Origin of the sequence: Streptomyces fungicidicus (genome assembly GCF_003665435.1) — a bacterium.
Lineage (GTDB): Bacteria > Actinomycetota > Actinomycetes > Streptomycetales > Streptomycetaceae > Streptomyces > Streptomyces fungicidicus.
In genome coordinates this window covers 3,215,801-3,235,302 of the sequence record NZ_CP023407.1, presented here as the reverse complement: position 1 = coordinate 3,235,302, position 19,502 = coordinate 3,215,801, and the positions used below count along the sequence as shown (strand labels likewise).

Sequence of the window (19,502 nt, the reverse complement as noted above, 5' to 3'; positions counted from 1 at the left end):
GGACGGCGCCCGTTCAGCCGCCGCTCTTCAGCAGCGCCGCGACGAGCGGTCCCGCGGTCGAGCCGCCGTGGCCGCCCCGCTGGACCACGCCCGCGGCGGCCAGGTCCCCGCGGTAGGCGGTGAACCAGCCGTTGGGCTTCTTCTGCCCGTCGACCTCCGCCGACCCGGTCTTGGCGCCCCGCTCACCGCTCACCCCGGCCATCGCCTCCGCGGCGGTGCCGTAGGAGGCGGTGTACGACATCATCTCCCGCAGCTGGGCCAGCGTGCCGGCCGACAGGGTGCGCGAGGCCGTCGCCGTCTTCCGTCCGTCGACGTCCGGGGAGACCAGATACGGCTGCCGGAACACGCCGGACTGCACGGTCGCCGACACCGACGCCATGTTCAGCGGGTTCATCCGCACCCCGCCCTGGCCGAGCAGGGAGGCCGCCATCGGCGCCTTCGTCTGCACCGGGACCGAGCCGTCGAAGGTGGGCACGCCGACCTGCCAGTCGTTCCTCGACAGCCCGAAGACCTCCTGGGCCTGCTTGGTCAGGTCGTCGTCCGCCAGCTCGGGCGCCTGGCTGATGAAGGCCGTGTTGCAGGAGCGGGCGAAGCTCGCCTTGAACGTGCCGTCCTTGATCTGGAACTTGTCGTCGTTCTGGAACTTCCAGCCGCCGTAGCTGAAGTACTTCGGGCACGGGTGCTTCTCGTCCATGGAGGCGAGGCCCTTCTCGATCAGCAGCGAGGAGGTGATCACCTTCATGGTGGAACCCGGGGCGAGCGAACCCAGGAACGCGGTGTTGAAGCCGTGCGAGGAGTTCGCCACCGCGAGTATCTCGCCGGTCGACGGGCGTACGACCACCAGCGACGCGCGGTCCTTCTTCGTCACCTGGGCCTCGGCGGCGGCCTGCAGGGAGGGGCTCAGCGTGGTCTTCACCGTGCCGGGCGTGCCCTCGCTCAGCTCCAGGAGGGTCTTGTCGGACAGCTCGGCCTTCTTCGACTCCTTGCCGCGTACGATCCGCAGCTCGACGCCGGCCTCGCCGCCCGCCTTCTCCCCGTACTTCTCGCGCAGCCCGTCCAGCACCGACCCCAGGGACGGGTAGTCGGCGGTGGTCAGCTCACCGCCGTCCCGGTCCAGCGCCTTGACCGGCGGTGTGCCGGCCTCGCCGGTGACCAGCTTGTCGCCGTCCTTCATCTCGGGGTGCACGACGGACGGCTGCCAGGACACCCGCGGCTCCCCGTCCCCGGCCCGGCGGACCACGGTCAGCGCGCTGTCGTACGCCAGCGGCTTGCCGGCCCCGTCGTACGACACCGTGCCCTTTACGGCGAAGGGGACCTTGCCGCCGGTGCGGGCGCCCGCGGTGAGGGTGAGGTCCTCGATCCGGGCGTCCTTGGCGTAGGAGGTGAGCAGGGCGGTCGCGGCCTTCGGGTCGTCGGTGGCGGCGGCCGCCTCGCCCACCTTCCCGGCCTGCCAGGCGGTGAGGAACCGCTCCGCCGCGCCGGTGACCTCGGCCGCGGACAGCGGGCCGGTCCTGACGGTCTCGGCCTGCTGCGCGGAGGACGTCCGCGTGCCGTCCCCGTCGCCGCCGCCGAGCAGCGCGTAGGCACCGAATCCGGCGCCGCCTACGACCACGGCGATCGCTCCGCCGAGCACGGCGGGTCTCGTCCTGCGCCGCTCGGCGACGTTCCTTCTGTTGCCCACTGCTGTCCGTTCCTCCGCTGTCCGCCGGGCCCCCCGCGGCCCTCGTGACGCCTCTGGCGCTCGTGTACCGACGACGGCCCCCACCCTAGGGTCCCGGCCGGTCCGTTACGCGATCAGCTGCCCGCTCGTAGCACGGCTGCGACAATCGGCCCGGCCGCGTCGCCGCCGTGGCCGCCCTGCTGGGCCATGGCCGCGGCCGCCACGTCGTTCCGGAAGCCGGTGAACCAGCTGTCGGAGGTGGCCTTGCCGTCCACCTCGGCGGAACCGGTCTTCGCGCCGATGTCGCCGCTGAGCCCCGCCATGGCCTGCTGGGCGGTGCCCTGGGTGGCGGTGAGCCGCATCATCTGCTTGAGCTGGGCGGCGGTGTCCGCCCGCAGTCCGCGCGCCTGCGCCTGCTCCCGGTCGTCGAGCTCCGGAGAGACCAGGTGGGGCTGGCGGAAGGCGCCGGTGATGGCGGTGGCCGTCACGGAGGCCATGTTCAGCGGGTTCATCTGCACCTCGCCCTGGCCGATGGCGTTCGCCGCGCGGTCCGGGCCGCCGGAGGCGGGGACGCTGCCGTCGAAGGAGGCGATGCCCGTCTTCCAGTCGTCCCGGCCGAGTCCGAACCGCTCCTGCGCCTCCTCGGTCAGCGAGGAGTCGGTGAGCGGCTCCTCGTCGATGAGCTTGATGAAGGCCGTGTTGCAGGAGCGCAGGAAGCTGTTGGCGAGGCTGGCGCCCTCGTTCGGCTCCATGTCGGTGAGGTTCTTGAAGGTCTGGCTCTGCCAGGTCGCGGTGGGCGGGCAGGGGGCCGGGCCGTTCATCGAGGTCACGCCGTTGTCGATGAGCATGGCGGCGGTGACGATCTTCATGGTGGAGCCGGGGGCGACCCGGCCCTGGAAGGCCGCGTTGAAGCCGTCCTCGCGGTGGTTGGCCACCGCCAGCACCTCACCCGTGCTGGGCTTCACCGCCACCACCGACGACTCGGCGTACTGCCGCACCGCCTTCTCGGCCGCGGCCTGCACCCCGGCGCTGAGGGTGGTGCGCAGCCTGCCCGGCCTGCCCTCGGCGAGGGTCAGCAGCGGGGTGTCGGCGGCGGCCTCGCCCGTGGCGCCGTCGGCGTGCCTGATCACCAGTTCGACGCCGGGGGTGCCGCCCGCCTTCTCCCCGTACTTCTGGCGCAGGGTGTCCAGGACCGGGCCGAGCGAGGGGTACTTCTCCTTCGTCAGCACCTTGCCGTCGCGGTCCACGGCCTCGATGGCCGGCTGCGCGGACTCCCCGGTGACGAGGGTGTCCCCCTCCTTCAGGTCCGGGTGCACGACGGACGGCCCCCAGTCGACCAGCGGCCGCCCGGTGGTCTGCCCGCGCACGACGGTCAGCTCGCTCCGGTACGTCAGCGGCTTCGACTTCCCGTCGAAGGTGACGGTCGCCTTCACGGTGAACGGCACGGTGGTCCCGGCGGGCCTGCCGGGCGTGATCGCGACCTCGCCCATGCGGGCGTCGTCGCCGTACGCCGTCAGCAGGGCGCCCGCCTGCTCCGCGTCGTTCGTGTACGACGCCGCCCGCGCGGCCTCGCCCTTCTCCCAAGCCGCGAAGAAACTGCCGGTCGTCTCCGCGACCTCCGCCGCGTCCGGCGGCCCGGACTTCTTTGTCTCCGCCCCGCCGGTGCCGCCCCCGCTGACGGCGGACACGATGTTGTAGGCGCCGTACCCGGCCCCGCCCAGCATCACCGCGAAGACACCCCCGACGACGGCGGCCTTGACCCCCTTGCCCATCGAACGCTCCCCCTCGACCGGGCCTCCCGCATCTTATGAACGCGTTCAAAAAGCCCGGGTGAGTGAGCACTCTATGCGCCACAGCCGCCCCCCGGGCCCGCCGTTCCCCTTTGTTGTCCGAACAGAGACTCCCGGGAGCTCGGTGAGGGAGGTCAGGGACTGCCCAGGATGCGGCGGGCGGCGGCCATGAACGCCCCTCTCGCCGCCTTGGCCGAGTCGCCCATGACGCGGCACGCGTCGTAGTGGTCATCGATCACGACAGGGTTGGCCGTCGCCACGACGTCGCACGAGGCAAAGGCGAGGGAGTGCAGGCCCTCCACCGCCGCTCTGATCGGCGGAACGAGCGCCACGAGTTCGTCCGGACCCCACAGAGCCAGACGTTCGGCGGCGAGATGGAAGTTCCGTGCGTCGACTGTCACGGCTTCGAGGTCGCTGTCCGTCGGCGGAACGCTCACCCAGACGTTGTCCGTCACGCGATTGAGCGCGAGCATGAAGATCCCGTAGGTGTCGATTATCTCCGTACACGCCTGCCGGCGTTGCTCTCGTACCCAGTGACCGTGCTCAGCACTGGACTGGGCCCGGACCTGGGCATGCGCGGTCTCCAGCATCTTGTTGCCTCCGGTGCGCGCGCCGTACGCCGTGGCCATCCCCCCGACGCCCGTACCGACAAGGCCCGCTACGCCTGCGAAGATCGCAGCCAACCCCTGATCCATCAGTACCCCCTGCGGATCCGGAACCGGCACTCGCCCCGCGGCGGTCAGGCCGCGCTCGCTCCCGGCTCCAGGGCAGTCTTTCCGCCGGACGTCGGAATCAACCTGTCGGCGGCCGGTCCGCCGCAGGACGGCGGCGCCAACACGGCTAGACCCACGTATCCAGCCACATCCGCGCCCGCCAGTCGTCGATGGGGATCGACGTGCCGGTGTAGATGGGCCAGAAGTAGATGAAGTTCCAGGCGATCAGCAGGGTGAGGACGCCCGCTGCCGTCGCGCCCGCGACGCGGCGGGCGTCGGTGGAGCGGGGTGGGCCGACGAGGGCGCCCAGCATCATCGCCACCGCCAGGCACAGGAAGGGGAGGAAGACGATGGCGTAGAAGAAGAAGATCGTGCGTTCCTGGTAGAGGAACCAGGGGGCGTAGCCGGCCAGCAGGCCGCAGGCGATGGCGCCGGCCCGCCAGTCCCGGCGGAACAGCCAGCGCCACAGGACGTACAGGAGCGCGAAGCAGCCCACCCACCACAGCACGGGCGTGCCCAGCGCCAGGACCTCGCGGGCGCACTTCTCGCCCGCGTCCGCCGGGCAGCCGTCCGTGCCGGGGGCCGGGGACTCGTAGAAGTACGACACCGGGCGGCCCGTGACGATCCAGCTCCACGGGTTGGACTCGTAGGTGTGCGGCGAGGACAGGCCGACGTGGAAGTCGTAGACCTGGTTCTCGTAGTGCCACAGGCTGCGCCACCAGTCGGGCAGCAGCCAGGACCAGTCGCTGCTCCTGCCGTCCTTGGTGGCCCAGTCGCGGTAGTAGCCGCCCGTGCCGTCGGACGGGGAGAGGATCCAGCCGATCCAGGACGCGAAGTAGGTGACCACCGCCACCGGCACGGTCGACAGGAACGCCCAGCCCAGGTCCCGCTTCAGGACCGCCGTACGGGGCCGCCGGGCGCCCGCCACCCGGCGCGCGCCGACGTCCCACAGCACCGTCATCACACAGAACGCGGCCGTGATGTACAGGCCGTTCCACTTCGTGCCGATCGCAAGGCCCAGCATCAGGCCGGCCGCCAGTCGCCAGGGCCGGAAGCCGATCCGGGTGTTCTCCGCGAGGTACGCGTCCGGGCGGACCCGGCCGTCGGCGTCCACCGGCAGCGCCGCGGCGAGTCTCTCCCGCGCCCGGTCCCGGTCGACCACCAGACAGCCGAAGGCCGCGAGCACGAAGAACATCAGCACGCCGTCGAGCAGCGCGGTCCTGCTCATCACGAAGTGCAGCCCGTCCACCGCCATCAGCGCGCCCGCCAGACAGCCGAGGAACGTGGAGCGGAACAGACGCCGGCCGATCCGGCACAGCATCAGCACGGAGACCGTGCCGAGCAGGGCGGTCATGAACCGCCAGCCGAACGGGTCGAAGTCGAACATCAGCTCGCCCAGCCCGATCACGTACTTCCCGACCGGCGGATGCACGACGTACGCCGCGTCCGTCGGGATGGGGACGGGGCCGCCCGAGAGGATCAGATCGTTGGCGTTCTTGTCCCAGTTGACCTCGAAGCCGCGGTGGATGAGCGCCCACGCGTCCTTGGCGTAGTACGTCTCGTCGAATATCACCGCCTTCGGGCTGCCCAGGTTCCAGAACCGGAGCACCCCCGCCAGCAGCGTGACCAGCAGCGGACCGCCCCACGCCGACCAGCGGGTGAGCCGCCCCCCGAGCCGCGGCGGCACGCCCAGCGTGTCCCACAGCCGGGGCGAGGGCTCCGTGTACGGCGGTACCAGGCGGTCGCGGACGTCGTCCCCCGAGGGCGCCCGCCCCGGCGCCGGGTAGCCGAAACGGCGCAGCCGCTGCTGCCACGACGGCCGCTGCTCGTGCGGTGCCTGGTCCTGCCGGGTGTCCGTGGAGGACGCGGTACTGGTCACCGCGCCATCGTAGGGAACGGCGCTGTGCGAGTCCCGCTCATGGCCGGTATGCCCCGCCTCCGTCCGCTCCTGGGAGGATGGGGGCGTGACCGGAACCCTCGTACTCGCAGGCACCCCCATCGGCGACATCTCCGACGCGCCGCCCCGGCTCGCGGAGGAACTGGCGGGCGCCGACGTCGTCGCCGCGGAGGACACGCGGCGGCTGCGCCGTCTCACCCAGGCGCTCGGCGTCACACCCGGGGGCCGGGTCGTGTCGTACTTCGAGGGCAACGAGTCCGCCCGTACGCCCGAGCTGGTCGAGGAGCTGGCGGGCGGGGCGCGGGTGCTGCTGGTGACGGACGCGGGGATGCCGTCGGTCTCCGACCCCGGGTACCGGTTGGTCGCGGCGGCCGTCGAGCGGGACATCAAGGTCACCGCGGTGCCCGGCCCGTCCGCCGTGCTCACCGCGCTCGCCCTGTCCGGGCTGCCCGTGGACCGGTTCTGCTTCGAGGGGTTCCTGCCCCGGAAGGCCGGCGAGCGGCTGGGACGGCTGCGGGAGGTCGCCGGGGAGCGCCGCACCCTCGTCTACTTCGAGGCCCCGCACCGCCTCGACGACACCCTCGCCGCGATGGCCGAGGTGTTCGGCGGGGAACGCCGGGCCGCCGTCTGCCGGGAGCTGACCAAGACGTACGAGGAGGTCAGGCGGGGGCCGCTGGCCGAACTGGCCGCGTGGGCGGCCGAGGGCGTGCGCGGCGAGATCACCGTGGTCGTCGAGGGCGCCCCGGAGCAGGGCCCCGAGGAGATCGACGCGGCGGAGCTGGTGCGGCGGGTGCGGGTGCGGGAGGACGCCGGGGAGCGGCGCAAGGAGGCGATCGCCGCGGTGGCGGCGGCGGCCGGGCTGCCCAAGCGGCAGGTCTTCGACGCGGTGGTGGCGGCCAAGAACGCGGGGGCGTGAACGGCGCCGGGGACGCGAAACCCCTCTGAGCAGGCCGCTCCTCCGGTGAGCGGACGCCCCACGGGCGGGTAAAGCAGCCGTGCGGAAGGCAAAGCGCCGGGGCCGTCCGGAGGCCGGTCGGGCAAGGGGACCCCAAATCGGCTCCAACACTCGGCTGCCCCGCCTGCCTTCCGGTCCGCGGAGGAGTCCACTGGTGGGCGGGGCGCATCCGCCCCTCCAGAGGACCGACAGGAGTCGGCATGACCGAGATCACCGGACGGGCCGCGCTGCGCGCGGGCGCCACCGCCGTCGTCAACGAGTCGTATTCCTTCGCCTGCATGCGCTGCGGCCACGGCTGGGAGCAGTCGTACGAGATAGAGCACCACACCGGCGCCGACGGCCACGAGTTCGTGCTGTACGTCGCCGACGGACGGATCGTCCCCTCCCCGCTCAGCCGGCCGGCCTGCCGGCACTGCGACGGCCACGTCGTACGGATCATGCGGCCGGGCCGGGTCGCCTCCGCCCGGAACGCCGCCCACCGCGAGCGCCGGGTGCCGCCCGCCGGGCCCGTCGAGGCCGTGTGGGAGCCCGACGACGCCCCGCCGCCGGCGGGGCGTCACCACTGGCATCTGTCGGACCTGCTGCACCCCTTCCGCAGGGCGGGCTGACGCCCGCGCCGCTTTCCGTAGGATCGGGGACATGCCTGCGAACGCCCCCGACAAGAACGCCGCCCCGCCGCTCCCGGAACCCCTGCGGACACCGGTCGCGGACTCGCACACCCACCTCGACATGCAGTCCGGCACGGTGGAGGAGGCCCTCGCCAAGGCCGCGTCCGTGGGCGTGACGACGGTGGTGCAGGTCGGCTGCGACCTCGAGGGGTCCCGGTGGGCGGCGGAGACGGCCGCGGCGTACGACGCCGTCCACGCGACGGTCGCCCTGCACCCCAACGAGGCACCCCGCATCGTCCACGGGGACCCCGACGGCTGGTCCCGGCAGGGCGCCCGCGAGCCCGGCGGCGACGCCGGACTGGACGAGGCGCTCGCCGAGATCGACCGGCTGGCCGCGCTGCCCCAGGTCAAGGGCGTCGGCGAGACCGGACTGGACCACTTCCGCACCGGCCCCGGGGGCAAGGAGGCGCAGGAGCGTTCCTTCCGCGCCCACATCGAGATCGCCAAGCGGCACGGCAAGGCCCTCGTCATCCACGACCGGGACGCCCACGCCGACGTGCTGCGGGTGCTGAAGGAGGAGGGCGCCCCCGAGCGCACCGTCTTCCACTGCTACTCCGGGGACGCCGACATGGCGGAGATCTGCGCGAGCGCCGGCTACTACATGTCGTTCGCCGGGAACGTCACCTTCAAGAACGCGCAGAACCTGCGGGACGCGCTCGCCGTGGCCCCGCTGGAGCTGGTCCTGGTCGAGACCGACGCGCCCTTCCTGACCCCGGTGCCCTACCGGGGGCGGCCGGGCGCCCCCTACCTGGTGCCGGTGACCGTGCGGGCGATGGCGGCCGTGCGGGGCGTCGACGAGGACACCCTCGCCGCCGCCCTCGGCGCGAACACGGCCCGCGCCTTCGGTTATCCACAGGCGTGACCTGCCCGGTCACCGTGCCCCGTACCCTTGTCCCGTGACCAGCCCCACCCCTGACGCCCTCCTGGGCCCCGCCGACGTCCGTGAACTGGCGGCCGCCCTCGGCGTCCGGCCCACCAAGCAGCGCGGCCAGAACTTCGTGATCGACGCCAACACGGTCCGCCGCATCGTGCGCACCGCCGGGGTCCGCCCCGACGACACGGTCGTCGAGGTCGGCCCGGGCCTCGGCTCGCTCACGCTGGCGCTCCTGGAGGCCGCCGACCGGGTCACCGCCGTCGAGATCGACGACGTGCTCGCCGCCGCGCTGCCCGCGACGGTCGCCGCCCGCATGCCCGCGCGGGCCGGCCGGTTCGCGCTGGTCCACTCCGACGCGATGCACGTCACCGAGCTCCCGGGACCCGCCCCGACCGCGCTCGTCGCGAACCTCCCCTACAACGTGGCGGTCCCGGTGCTGCTGCACATGCTGGAGCGCTTCCCGAGCATCGAGCGCACCCTGGTCATGGTCCAGTCGGAGGTAGCCGACCGGCTGGCCGCCGCCCCCGGCTCGAAGGTGTACGGCGTCCCGTCGGTCAAGGCCAACTGGTACGCGGAGGTCAAGCGGGCCGGTGCCATCGGGCGCAACGTGTTCTGGCCGGCGCCGAACGTCGACAGCGGCCTGGTCTCGCTGGTCCGCCGCGCCGAGCCGCCGAAGACGACCGCCTCCCGGCGCGAGGTCTTCGCCGTCGTCGACGCGGCGTTCGCCCAGCGCCGCAAGACACTGCGGGCCGCGCTCGCCGGGTGGGCGGGATCGGCCGCCGCCGCGGAGGCCGCCCTGGTCGCCGCGGGGGTCTCCCCGCAGGCCCGGGGGGAGTCGCTGACCGTCGAGGAGTTCGCGCGCATCGCCGAGAACGCCCAGCACACCGAGAAGAAGGAGCCGGGCCAGCAGTGAGCGTCACCGTCCGAGTCCCCGCCAAGGTCAACGTCCAGCTCGCGGTCGGCGCGGCCCGCCCCGACGGCTTCCACGACCTGGCCAACGTCTTCCTCGCGGTCGGCCTGTACGACGAGGTGACCGTCACCCCGGCCGACGAGCTGCGGGTGACCTGCGCGGGCCCCGACGCCGGCCAGGTCCCCCTGGACCGTACGAACCTCGCCGCCCGCGCCGCCCTGGCGCTCGCCGAGCGGTACGGCCGCGACGCGGACGTGCACCTGCACATCGCCAAGGACATCCCCGTCGCCGGGGGCATGGCGGGCGGCAGCGCGGACGGCGCGGGCGCCCTGCTGGCCTGCGACGCGCTGTGGGGGACCGGCGCCTCGCGCGAGGAGCTCCTCGCCCTCTGCGCCGAGCTGGGCAGCGACGTGCCGTTCAGCCTGGTCGGAGGGGCGGCACTGGGCACGGGCCGCGGTGAGCGGCTGACGGAGCTCGAGGTGGGCGGCGCCTTCCACTGGGTGTTCGCGATGGCCGCACGGGGCCTTTCGACACCGGCGGTGTTCCGGGAGTTCGACCGGCTGGCGCGGGGGCGGGAGATCCCCGGGCCCGTCGCCTCGCAGGACCTGCTGGGCGCACTGGCAAAGGGGGACGCCGACGCGCTCGCCGCCGCCGTCTCCAACGACCTTCAGCCGGCGGCGCTGTCGCTGTTCCCCGAACTGGCGGACACGCTGGCCGCCGGACGCGCCGCCGGGGCACTGGCCTCGCTGGTCTCGGGATCGGGGCCGACCACGGCGTTCCTCGCCCGGGACGCGGAGGGCGCGGAGGCGATCGCGGGCGCGCTGCGGGCCTCCGGCACCTGCCGCACCGTGCGCACGGCGGCGGGCCCGGTACCGGGCGCGGCGCTCGTCTGAACCCGCCGCCGCCCTCCACGGCAGCCGCCCGCCCGCTCACGGAGAGCGGCCGCCTTCTCACGTTCCGGCAGCCCTCCGTCAGGGCCTACGCTTGAAAGCTGATCGATCCACCGGGCAGGAGAGTAATGGCCGTCAATCTGGTCAATGTCGAGAACGTCAGCAAGGTGTACGGCACGCGCGCGTTGCTCGACGGGATCTCCCTCGGCGTCTCCGAGGGGGACCGGATCGGGGTCGTGGGGCGCAACGGCGACGGCAAGACCACCCTCATCCGGATGCTCGCCAAGGTGGAGGAGGCCGACACCGGGCGCGTCACGCACTCCGGCGGGCTGCGCATCGGGGTGCTCACCCAGCACGACTCCCTCGACCCCGCGGCCACCGTCCGGCACGAGGTGATCGGCGACATGGCCGACCACGAGTGGGCCGGCAACGCCAAGGTCAGGGACGTACTGACCGGACTGTTCGGCGGACTGGACCTGCCGGGGTTCCCCAAGGGGCTGGACACCGTCATCGGACCGCTGTCCGGCGGCGAGCGGCGCCGGATCGCGCTCGCCAAGCTGCTCATCGAGGAGCAGGACCTGATCGTCCTCGACGAGCCGACCAACCACCTCGACGTCGAGGGCATCGCCTGGCTCGCCCGGCACCTGCGCGAGCGCCGGTCCGCGCTCGTCTGCGTCACCCACGACCGCTGGTTCCTCGACCAGGTCTGCACCCGCATGTGGGACGTGCAGCGCGGCACCGTGTACGAGTACGAGGGCGGCTACTCCGACTACGTCTTCGCCCGCGCGGAGCGCGAGCGCATCGCCGCCACCGAGGAGGTCAAGCGGCAGAACCTGGTCCGCAAGGAGCTGGCCTGGCTGCGGCGCGGCGCTCCCGCACGGACGTCGAAGCCGCGCTTCCGCGTGGAGGCCGCCAACGAGCTCATCAAGGACGTCCCCCCGCCGCGCGACAGCAGCGAGCTGATGAAGTTCGCCTCCTCGCGGCTGGGCAAGACCGTGTTCGACCTCGAGGACGTCACCGTCCAGGCCGGCCCCAAGGTGCTGCTCAAGCACATCACCTGGCAGCTCGGCCCCGGCGACCGCATCGGTCTCGTCGGGGTCAACGGCGCGGGGAAGACGTCCCTGCTGCGGGCGCTGGCGGAGGCCGCCCGCACCGGGGGCGAGGCGCAGCCCGCGGCCGGCGCCGTCCGCGTCGGCAAGACGGTCAAACTCGCCTACCTGTCCCAGGAGGTCGCCGAACTCGACCCGTCCTGGCGGGTGCTGCAGGCCGTGCAGGCGGTCCGGGAGCGGGTCGACCTCGGCAAGGGTCGCGAGATGACCGCCGGGCAGCTGTGCGAGACCTTCGGGTTCAGCAAGGAGAAGCAGTGGACGCCGGTCGGCGACCTGTCCGGCGGTGAGCGGCGGCGCCTCCAGCTGCTGCGCCTGCTGATGGACGAGCCCAACGTCCTCTTCCTCGACGAGCCCACCAACGACCTCGACATCGAGACCCTCACCCAGCTCGAGGACGTCCTCGACGGCTGGCCCGGCTCGATGATCGTCATCTCCCACGACCGGTTCTTCGTCGAGCGCACCACCGACCGGGTCTTCGCCCTCCTCGGCGACGGCACCCTGCGGATGCTGCCGCGCGGGATCGACGAGTACCTGGAGCGCCGCAAGCGGATGGAGGAGACCGCCGCCGCGGCGGCCTCCGTACCGGCCGCTCCGGCGCGGGGCGCCGCGCCGGAGAAGAGCGCCGCCGACCAGCGCGCCGCCAAGAAGGAACTCCAGAAGATCGAGCGGCAGCTCGACAAGATCTCCGAGAAGGAGACCGCGCTGCACGCCGCCATCGCCGAGCAGGCCACCGACTTCGCGAAAGTGGCCGAACTGGACGCCGAGCTGCGGGAGCTTTCCGGTCAGCGCGAGGAACTCGAGCTGCGCTGGCTGGAATTGGCGGAGGACGCCTGAGAGCGCCGGGCCGGTTCCGCGTGCAGGGGGGCGCGGGTGGCGTGAAGAGGGCGTGAAGGCGCGTAACGGGGGCATCACAGGCCGGTTCTCCCTTGGGAACAGGGGAGGGCGCGGCCCGGTGACCTGCCGGTGCCGGGTGATAGAAAGAGGCCGTCTGAAAACAGTATGAAGACGACTCTGAGTCCACCGGGTGCCTCAGGGCGTGGCTAAAAATCAGTGAGTAAGGGGGAACGCGCTGATGACTCAGCCGCCCAACCAGCCGCCTCAGGGCGGCTTCGGAGCGCCGCAGGATCCGCCGCCGGGAGGTGGCTTCGGGGCACCGACCCCGCCGCCCCCGCAGGGGGCGCCCCAGACGCCGCCGCCTCCGGCCGGGGCGCCGCAGCCGGGGTACGGATACCCGCAGCAGGCACCGCAGCAGCCGGGCCCGTACAACAGCGGACCGTACGCCTCCGGCCCCTACGGCCAGCCGCAGCAGCCGGGGCCGTACGGGCAGCAGCCCGGGTACGGATACCCGACGCAGCCGCAGTTCCCCGGGGCGCCCGGCACGCCGCCGCCCGGCGGGACCGGCTCCCGCAACCCGTTCAAGGGCAAGCCCGCCCTGGTCGTTGGCGCCGCCGTGGCCGCGCTGCTGCTGATAGGCGGCACCGTGTGGGCCGTCTCCGGCGGCGACGACGGGAAGAAGGACAAGAAGCCCGTCGCCCAGCAGACCGACGACCCCAAGCCGGACGCCTCAGGCGCCCCGGTCAACCCGGGCGACGGCAGCGGCGACGGCGGCGAGGACCCGGAGGACCTCAACGAGGGCCGCCAGGCCGGTGAGTCCAAGGTGCTCTGGTACAAGGAGGCGCCCGACGCGCCCGGTTCCGGCGCCGAGGCCCCCGGCATGTGGGTCACCGGCAAGACGGCCGTCAAGGCCGCCTACAAGGAGCTCTTCGCCTACAACGTCGCCGACGGCAAGCCCGCCTGGGAGGCCATCGCCTTCCCGCAGAAGATCTGCGCGGTCACCCAGGACAAGACGGCCGACGACAAGGTCGTCATCGCCTACATGAGCGGCAGCAGCGACCGCGCCAAGTGCAACCAGCTCCAGCTCGTCGACCTCGACACCGGCGAGAAGGGCTGGACGCAGGAGGTCGCCGAGGGCGCGCTGTTCGACTCCGTGCTCTCCATCGAGATGTCCCTCACCGGCGACACCCTGATGGTGGGCCGCTCGCAGTCCGGCACGGCGTACGACGTCACCAGCGGCAAGAAGCTGTTCGACTCCAAGAAGTACGGCGACGCGCCCTGCTTCCCCGGCGCCTTCGCGGGCGGCGAGCGGCTGCTCCAGGTCGCGTCCTGCGGCGCCGGCGGCGACAACGAGCACGACGAGCTCCGGGAGCTCGACCCGAAGACCGGCAAGGTGAAGTGGACCCAGAAGTTCGACAAGGGGTGGCGCGTCGAGCGCGCCTACTCCGTCGACCCGGTGGTCATCTACAGCACCAACGAGGACAAGAAGGCCTGGAACATCTCCGCCTTCACCGGTAGCGGAACGTTCCGCTCGCAGGTCACCGTCGACGAGGACTTCGCCCCCGGCTGCGGCTGGGCCATCCTCGCGCGCGACCTCCAGGGCTGCGAGGGCGTCGTCGTCGACGGCGACACCCTGTACCTGCCCACCAAGGCGACCACCGGAGCCAACGAGATCGTCGCGATCAGCCTCGACAGCGGCAAGGAGCGGTGGCGGGTCAAGTCCCCCGCCGGGGAGTCCATGCAGCCGCTGAAGGTGGAGGGCGGCAAGCTCGTCGCCTACGTCGACCCGTCGTACGACGCCGGCGGCCAGATCGTGGCGATTCCGGTCGGCGGCGGCAGCCACGAGCCGGCCAAGCTGATGCAGAACCCGCAGGGCGTCGCGGACATCGAGAACAGCTTCTTCAGCAAGTCGATCGACTGGGTCGACGGACGCTTCTACATCTCGACCACCCGGCTGACCGGCAACGACGAGTCGAAGGAGAAGTTGATGCTCGCCTACGGCAAGTGAGGGTCCCGCCCGTCCCCTTTCCGTCGCCCGTCGTCCCCTTCCCCGAGGTACTCACGCCATGACCCAGCCGCCTCCGCCGCCCAACCAGCCCCCGCAGCAGCCGGGGTTCGGGCCGCCGCAGGATCCTTCGCAGCAGCAGCCCGCGCAGTCTCCGCAGCAGCCGCCGTCCGCTCCGGCGGGCGGGCCTGATCTGAACAAGGCTCCCGAGCCGGGGTACGGCTATCCTCAGGCGCCGCAGCCGTCCGCGCCTCCGGCCGCCCCGCAGGGGCCGGGGTACGGGTATCCGCAGCAGCAGCAGCCGCCGGCCGCCGGGTACGGGTATCCGGGGCAGGCGCAGCCCGGGCCGTACGGGCAGCCGCAGCAGCCGGGTGCCTACGGGCAGCCGCAGCAGCCCGGGGCCTACGGGCAGCCCGGTTATGGCCAGCCCGGCTACGGGCAGCCCGGTTACGGGTATCCGCAGCCGGCGACCATGCCGATGCAGCCGCAGCCGGGGGGTGGCGGGAAGAAGTTCAACTCGCAGATCGCCATCATCGTCTCCGCGGTCGTGGCCATCGCCCTCATCGTCGGTGGCGGTGTCTGGTACGCGTCTTCGTCCGGCAAGGACGACGACAGCAAGAACACCGCCGGGGGCGACGGCAAGAACAAGACCAACGGTGGCGGCGGGGGTGAGAACGGCAGCGGCAGCGGCTCCTCCGGGGCCCAGGAGAAGGCGCCGGCCGACACCGGCTCCAAGGTGCTGTTCCAGGTGCCCGCGCCCAAGACGCCCAAGGACGTCACCAGCATCTCCACCGCCGGTTCCTGGCTGACCGACACGGTGTACGCCAAGAGCGGGATCGCCGAGGTCGTCGGGTACGACCGCGCCAAGGGCACCAAGAAGTGGACGATCGACCTGCCCGGACCGGTGTGCGAGGGCAGCGGCCGCACCACCGAGGACAACAAGACGGCGATCATCTTCAAGCCCGACATGCCGACGAAGGGCGACCCGCAGTCCTGCACGCAGGTCGCGGTGATCGACCTCGAGACGGGCAAGGAGGTCTGGACCAAGACCGCCCAGTCCGGCACGATGCCGATCAGCTTCAACAACGTCACCGTCAGCGGCGGCACCGTCGCGGCGGGCAGCACCAGCGGCGGCGCCGCCTGGGACGTCGCCACCGGCAAGCAGCTCTGGGCGCCGAAGACGTCCGACTCCTGCTACGACTCCGGGTACGCGGGCGGCGCGAAGCTCGTCGCGGTGCGCAAGTGCGGTGAGTACGAGGCGCGTCAGCTGCACATCCAGAACATCGACCCGAAGACCGGGAAGGTGATCACCGAGTACAAGATGGACGAGGGCATCGAGTACGCGGCCGTGGTCTCCACCGACCCGCTGGTCGTGGCCGCCGACGTCGGTGACTCCGCGGGTGACGGCAGCGGCATCTCGGACTTCTTCTCCGTCGACAACAAGACCGGCAAGCTGCGCACGCGCATCTCCGCGCCGGGCGAGGACTTCGCGGCGCGCTGCGACGCGATCTACAAGATCGAGAAGTGCAGCGGGCTGGCCGTCGGCAACGACCGGCTGTACATCGCCACCGAGGAGCACGACGGCAGCGGGGAGTCGTACGGCCAGACCAACGAGATCGTGGCCTTCGACCTGGCGACCGGCAAGCAGACCGGCCAGCGGGCCGACGCGGGCGACGACTACGAGATCTACCCGCTGCGGATGGACGGCAACAACGTCCTGGCGTACAAGCGTCCGCCGTACGACAAGGGCGGGCAGATCGTCAGCATCGACGGCGGCACCTTCAAGCAGACGACGCTGATGGAGAACCCGGCGACGGAGAACGTGCGGGACGTGGAGGCGCGGATGTCCCCGGACTACGCGGAGATCCTGTTCTCCAAGGGGGGTCTGTACATGTCGAGTGTGTACGCCAGTGACTTCTCGGCGGGAACGGACCGCAAGGAGTATCTGGTGATCGCGTTCGGTACGAGTTGATCGTCGGTCGGACAATTTCCACGGCCCCGTCCCTGTTCAGGGACGGGGCCGTGCGCGTACCGCTCATCATGGGCTCATCGGCACCGAATACGGGAAGTTCGGCGATCCGGGGCGATTCTCGCCGGTAGGGGGAGCGCGACGTCGAACAAGCGTGTAGCTTCCGGGGGCATCCGGGGGTGCGTTGGTCTGGGGGGTTGGTTGTTCGATGGGTGTGCGGCTGATGGTGGTCGACGACCACCGGTTGCTCGCCGAGGCGTTGGCCTCGGCGCTGAAGCTGCGGGGGCACCGGGTGCTGGCGGCCGCGGCGCCGGCGGCGGGGGCGGCGGATCTGGTGATCAGCAGGGCGCCGGAGGTGTGCCTGCTGGGGACGGCCGGGCCGGCGGAGCCGGGGGCGTTCGATCCGGTGGTGAAGATCAAGCGGGAGCGGCCGCAGGTGGCGGTGGTGGTGCTGGGGCCGGTGCCGTCGCCTCGGGGGATCGCGGCGGCTTTCGCGGCGGGGGCGTCGGGGTACGTGCGGCACGACGAGCGGATCGAGGGGGTCGAGCGGGCGATCATGAAGGCGCGGGCGGGGGAGGCCGCTGTGGCGCCGCAGTTGTTGCAGGGGGCGTTCGGGGAGCTGCTGAATCCGGTGGCTCAGCCGGATGACGAGGGGGCGCGGCTGTTGCAGATGCTGACGCCTCGGGAGGTGGAGGTGCTGGTGCGGGTCGCGGAGGGGGAGGACACGCGGCTGATCGCGGCGGGGATGGGGATCGCGCCGTCGACGGCGCGGACGCATGTGCAGCGGGTGCTGATGAAGCTGGGGGTGGGGTCCCGGCTGGAGGCGGCGGCACTGGCCGCCCGCACGGGCCTCCTGGACCGCGCGGGGCCGGTGGGTTGAACGCCTGGGGGCGGTGGGTGGTGCGGGGTCGTGTCGGGGGTGGACGTCCTCGGACTGGCGCGACTGTCCCGGCTGGAAGGGGCACAGGGCGCGGACGCGCCAGCCACTGCGGGCGACCACCCCCGCCCCGCCCCCTCCGCGCCGTAAGCGGCTAACCGCCGAACCCGCCACACCGCCGCACTCCGCGGGCAGTCGTGCCGCTGGGGCGGCACGGGTGGGCGCGACGGCACCCCGTTGGCGCCGGGCTGCGCAGACCCACCCCCGGCCCACACCCGCGCCGGGTACCGGTATGGCGCCGGGCGCCGCGAGGCCCGCGGCTACTCCTCCCGTTCCCCCGGCAGGGGCTCAGGCGGCGGAGCCGTCGGCCTCAGCTTCAGCCAGAGCAGGAACAGCAGGCCGAGGACCAGCATCCCCAACCCGGTCCACAGGTTGATGTTGACCCCCTGCGCCTTGTCGATGTCCGCGTCGGACGCGGTGAACCCCGCGATCGTCACGATCACGCCGTACAGGACGAACAGCCCACCGATGATCCGCCGGATGTCGAACAGCCGCGCGGCCGTCGTCGACCTGGTCTCCAGATCGGAGACCTGCTGCTGAAGATCACGCTCGGAAAAGTGCTCGGACATGGTCCCTCAATCCTCCCGCGTTCAGAACGAGAACGGGATGTAGCAGGCGGCGGCGAGAACGACGGCGCCCCAGCCCAGCAGCGCCGGCTTCCGGTACCACGCGTCGTCGCCCTCCGCGGGCGGCTCCGCCATGCCGGGTGAGCGCGTGCCGTAGACCAGGCCCTGGAGTTCGTCGGCGGGCTTGGGGGCGGTGAACAGGGACACCGCGACCATGACCACCGCGCCCGCCACGAAGCCGGCGATCGCGGAGACGAAGTTGGCGCCCTGGTCGGACGGGATGTCGATGATGCCCTGCTTGTAGATGACGAAGTAGTTGACCATCGCGGCGGTGGTGCCGGCGATCAGGCCCCAGAAGCCGGACTTCATCGAGGCGCGCTTCCAGAACATGCCGATGATGAAGACCACGAACATCGGCACGTTGAAGAAGGAGAACAGCGTCTGGAGGTAGCTCATGATGTTGGAGAAGGAGCTGGCCAGGAACGCCGTGCCGATGGAGGCGAGGACGCCGATCGCGGTGATCAGGCGGCCGAAGCGGACGTAGTAGGCGTCCTCGCGGTCGGTCACCACGTACCTCTGCCAGATGTCGGTGGTGAAGACCGTGTTGAACGAGGAGACGTTGGCCGCCATGCCGGCCATGAACGCGGCCAGCAGACCCGTGACGGCGATGCCGAGGACGCCGTTGGGCAGGAGCTGTTCCATCAGGTACGGGATGGCGTCGTTGTACTGCAGGTCAGAGTCGGGCGTGCCGATGCTGGGCACCAGCACCGCGGCGACCAGGCCCGGGATCATCACCAGGAACACGATGAAGATCTTCGGGAAGGCGGCGATGAGCGGGGTGCGCTGGGCCGCCGAGAGGTTCTTCGCGGACAGGGCGCGCTGCACCTCGGCGAAGTTGGTCGTCCAGTAGCCGAAGGAGAGGACGAAGCCGAGGCCGAGGACGATGGTCAGCCAGTTGGCGCCGAGCGGGTTGTCGCTGCCGATGCCGGTGCCGCCCCAGGCGGTCATGAAGTCGCCGCCGTGCGACGCGCTCAGGGAGTCGGACAGGCCGTCCCAGCCGCCGACGCTCTTCAGGCCGAGCACGGTGATGGGGATGAGCGCGGCCAGGATGACGAAGAACTGCAGGACCTCGTTGTAGATCGCGGAGGAGAGGCCGCCCAGGGTGATGTAGGCCAGGACGAAGAAGCCGGCGACGACGATGGCCACCCACTGCGGCCAGCCGAGCAGGGCCTCGACGACGATCGCCAGGGCGTACAGGTTGACGCCGGCGATCAGGATGGCGGCGGCCGCGAAGAGGATCGAGCTGAGCAGGTGGGCCGCTCTGTCGAAGCGCATCAGCAGGAACTCGGGGACCGAGCGGACCTTGCTGCCGTAGTAGAACGGCATCATCACCAGGCCCAGGAAGACCATCGCGGGGATGGCGCCGATCCAGTACCAGTGGGTCGTGTAGACGCCGTACTGCGCGCTGTTGGCCGCCATGCCGAGGATCTCGGTGGCGCCCAGGTTGGCGGCGACGAAGGCGAGGCCGGTGACCCAGGCGGGCAGGGAGCGGCCGGAGAGGAAGAAGTCGAGGCTGGTCTTGACCGAGCGGCGGGCCGCGAAGCCGATGCCCAGCACCACGACGAAGTAGATCCCGAGGATCGTGTAGTCCAGCCAGTTGGTGGGGAGTCGAAGCTCTGCGGCCAGATATGTGGGGGTTTGCATACACACTCGCTTCGTTCGCGA

General features: G+C 71.8%; 15 protein-coding genes. 9 read left to right on the top strand and 6 right to left on the bottom strand.

The features are described from left to right. Nucleotides 1-13: 13 nt before the first annotated feature. From CNQ36_RS14480 to CNQ36_RS14465, 4 genes are all read right to left on the bottom strand, one after another. Nucleotides 14-1,681, bottom strand: coding sequence for a penicillin-binding transpeptidase domain-containing protein (locus CNQ36_RS14480; RefSeq protein WP_004930338.1), 1,668 nt, complete (start codon nucleotides 1,679-1,681; stop codon nucleotides 14-16). 113 nt (nucleotides 1,682-1,794) lie between these two features. Next, nucleotides 1,795-3,432: a penicillin-binding transpeptidase domain-containing protein gene (locus CNQ36_RS14475; RefSeq protein ID WP_121546312.1), complete on the bottom strand. Its 1,638-nt coding sequence runs from the start codon at nucleotides 3,430-3,432 to the stop codon at nucleotides 1,795-1,797. Between the two features lie 152 nt (nucleotides 3,433-3,584). After that, the gene (locus CNQ36_RS14470; protein WP_163013266.1) at nucleotides 3,585-4,133 is read right to left on the bottom strand and encodes a hypothetical protein; all 549 of its coding nucleotides are present in this window, start codon (nucleotides 4,131-4,133) and stop codon (nucleotides 3,585-3,587) included. 157 nt (nucleotides 4,134-4,290) lie between these two features. Then, the gene (locus CNQ36_RS14465) at nucleotides 4,291-6,042 is read right to left on the bottom strand and encodes a dolichyl-phosphate-mannose--protein mannosyltransferase (protein WP_121546310.1); all 1,752 of its coding nucleotides are present in this window, start codon (nucleotides 6,040-6,042) and stop codon (nucleotides 4,291-4,293) included. Nucleotides 6,043-6,127: 85 nt separating this feature from the next. Between CNQ36_RS14465 and rsmI the strand changes: the two genes are divergently transcribed. The 9 genes from rsmI (at nucleotide 6,128) to CNQ36_RS14420 (ending at nucleotide 17,154) form a co-directional block, all read left to right on the top strand. Beyond that, complete coding sequence (rsmI, locus tag CNQ36_RS14460; RefSeq protein WP_121546309.1) at nucleotides 6,128-6,976, top strand: 16S rRNA (cytidine(1402)-2'-O)-methyltransferase; 849 nt, start codon at nucleotides 6,128-6,130, stop codon at nucleotides 6,974-6,976. Between the two features lie 239 nt (nucleotides 6,977-7,215). After that, a complete protein-coding gene (locus CNQ36_RS14455) occupies nucleotides 7,216-7,623 on the top strand; it encodes a hypothetical protein (protein ID WP_121546308.1) in 408 nt (135 codons plus the stop codon). A 31-nt stretch (nucleotides 7,624-7,654) separates the two neighbouring features. Continuing rightward, nucleotides 7,655-8,545: a TatD family hydrolase gene (locus CNQ36_RS14450; protein WP_121546307.1), complete on the top strand. Its 891-nt coding sequence runs from the start codon at nucleotides 7,655-7,657 to the stop codon at nucleotides 8,543-8,545. Between the two features lie 34 nt (nucleotides 8,546-8,579). Then, nucleotides 8,580-9,470 carry a 16S rRNA (adenine(1518)-N(6)/adenine(1519)-N(6))-dimethyltransferase RsmA gene (gene rsmA / locus CNQ36_RS14445; protein ID WP_121546306.1) on the top strand — a complete coding sequence of 297 codons (891 nt, stop codon included), beginning with the start codon at nucleotides 8,580-8,582 and terminating at the stop codon, nucleotides 9,468-9,470. Next, nucleotides 9,467-10,360, top strand: a complete 894-nt coding sequence (locus CNQ36_RS14440; protein WP_121546305.1) for a 4-(cytidine 5'-diphospho)-2-C-methyl-D-erythritol kinase — start codon at nucleotides 9,467-9,469, stop codon at nucleotides 10,358-10,360. Before rsmA ends, CNQ36_RS14440 begins: the two co-directional genes overlap by 4 nt. 125 nt (nucleotides 10,361-10,485) lie before the next feature. Then, nucleotides 10,486-12,300, top strand: a complete 1,815-nt coding sequence (locus CNQ36_RS14435) for an ABC-F family ATP-binding cassette domain-containing protein (protein WP_121546304.1) — start codon at nucleotides 10,486-10,488, stop codon at nucleotides 12,298-12,300. Nucleotides 12,301-12,538: 238 nt separating this feature from the next. Next, the gene (locus tag CNQ36_RS14430; RefSeq protein WP_121546303.1) at nucleotides 12,539-14,308 is read left to right on the top strand and encodes an outer membrane protein assembly factor BamB family protein; all 1,770 of its coding nucleotides are present in this window, start codon (nucleotides 12,539-12,541) and stop codon (nucleotides 14,306-14,308) included. 58 nt (nucleotides 14,309-14,366) lie between these two features. Then, the gene (locus tag CNQ36_RS14425; RefSeq protein WP_121546302.1) at nucleotides 14,367-16,277 is read left to right on the top strand and encodes an outer membrane protein assembly factor BamB family protein; all 1,911 of its coding nucleotides are present in this window, start codon (nucleotides 14,367-14,369) and stop codon (nucleotides 16,275-16,277) included. 205 nt (nucleotides 16,278-16,482) lie between these two features. Continuing rightward, complete coding sequence (locus CNQ36_RS14420; RefSeq protein WP_040906947.1) at nucleotides 16,483-17,154, top strand: helix-turn-helix transcriptional regulator; 672 nt, start codon at nucleotides 16,483-16,485, stop codon at nucleotides 17,152-17,154. A 317-nt stretch (nucleotides 17,155-17,471) separates the two neighbouring features. Here the strand turns inward: CNQ36_RS14420 and CNQ36_RS14415 are convergent, their stop codons facing one another. Then, the gene (locus tag CNQ36_RS14415; protein ID WP_121546301.1) at nucleotides 17,472-17,780 is read right to left on the bottom strand and encodes a hypothetical protein; all 309 of its coding nucleotides are present in this window, start codon (nucleotides 17,778-17,780) and stop codon (nucleotides 17,472-17,474) included. A gap of 21 nt (nucleotides 17,781-17,801) precedes the next feature. Next, nucleotides 17,802-19,481: a sodium:solute symporter family protein gene (locus CNQ36_RS14410; protein WP_121546300.1), complete on the bottom strand. Its 1,680-nt coding sequence runs from the start codon at nucleotides 19,479-19,481 to the stop codon at nucleotides 17,802-17,804. Between the last annotated feature and the right edge of the window lie 21 nt (nucleotides 19,482-19,502).